At 39.1% G+C, this 1,235-nt stretch carries 2 protein-coding genes; both read left to right on the plus strand.

Going from position 1 to position 1,235, the window contains the following annotated elements; translation table 11 throughout:
- The coding region (locus tag AC1DPQ_RS28125) for a glutamate ligase domain-containing protein (protein WP_477611623.1) at positions 1 to 536 on the plus strand (536 nt) is incomplete at its 5' end.
- A partial coding sequence (locus tag AC1DPQ_RS28130) for a cell division protein FtsQ/DivIB (protein ID WP_477611624.1) occupies positions 529 to 1,235 on the plus strand: 707 nt, incomplete at its 3' end. The genes AC1DPQ_RS28125 and AC1DPQ_RS28130, both read left to right, overlap by 8 nt.

Genomic DNA, 1,235 nt, shown 5'->3' on the forward strand with positions numbered 1-1,235 from the left:
GTAAGCACAATGTCGAAAATACAACGGTTGCCATTGCCATTGCGCTGCAATTGGGTATCGATGCAGAAAAAGTAAAACAAGCGGTTGCCAATTTTAAGGGTGTTAAACGCCGCTTCGAATATATTGTGAATAATGGCAATCAGATTTATATTGATGATTATGCACATCATCCTGAAGAACTGAGGGCTTGTTTTGATGCGGTAAGACAGTTGTATCCAGATAAAAAGCTAACGGTGATTTTTCAACCGCACCTCTTTACACGGACAAGGGATTTTGCTGATGAATTCGCAAAAGTTTTAAGCACGGCTGATGAACTGATGCTGTTGGAGATTTATCCCGCAAGAGAATTGCCGCTTGAAGGGATAAATGCACAGTTTTTATTGGATAAAATCACTTTGGTAGATAAAAAAATATGTGGAAAAGATTTTGTGGTTCAGCATGTTAAGGACACAAAACCTGAATTAATTTTAACAGTAGGTGCGGGAGATATCGACACGATTATCGAACCCCTTAAAAATACTTTAAACAATGCTTAAACGGATAAACTGGAGCGCAATTTTTACTGGCTTTGCCTGGCTGATCAGCTTGGCAGGGGTGGTGGTGCTTTTGAGTTTTATCAATGTGAAGAAACAGACAGTTAAATGTACCGATGTTAAGATCCTGATTCCCGGAGCTGATAACTTTATTGAGCGGGAAGAAATTGATGCCATTTTAAAAGAAGATCAAGGTATTCTTTTAGGTCGTAATCTCGAGAATATCAATATTCATAAGATCGAGAAAAAACTACAGTCTAACCCTTACATCGGTTTTGCTAAAGTATATGTAGATATGGATGGGGTACTGCATATTGAAGTAAAACAACGTCAGCCTATTCTGCGCATATTGAACGAGAACGGGCAGGATTTTTACATTGATAATGATGGACTGAAAATGCCTATTTCATCAAACTTCACGGCCAATGTGCTTGTGGCTACAGGGCATATTACAGAGGTTTTTGGAAGCAGAGTTGATACCCTGCATACGCAATTGGCAAGAGATTTATATAAAACTGCGCAGTATATTAAGCAAGATACCCTTTGGGATGCTCAGATCGAACAGATTGTGGTTGATCAGAAAAACGACATCGAACTGATCCCAAGGGTAGGTAATCAACGTATTGTTTTGGGTAATGCCGATTCGCTTGAAAAGAAAATGAAGAACCTGTTGCTGTTCTATAAAAAAGCAATGCCGCAGGT

It is taken from the genome of Pedobacter sp. 01T416_2, from assembly GCF_056398925.1.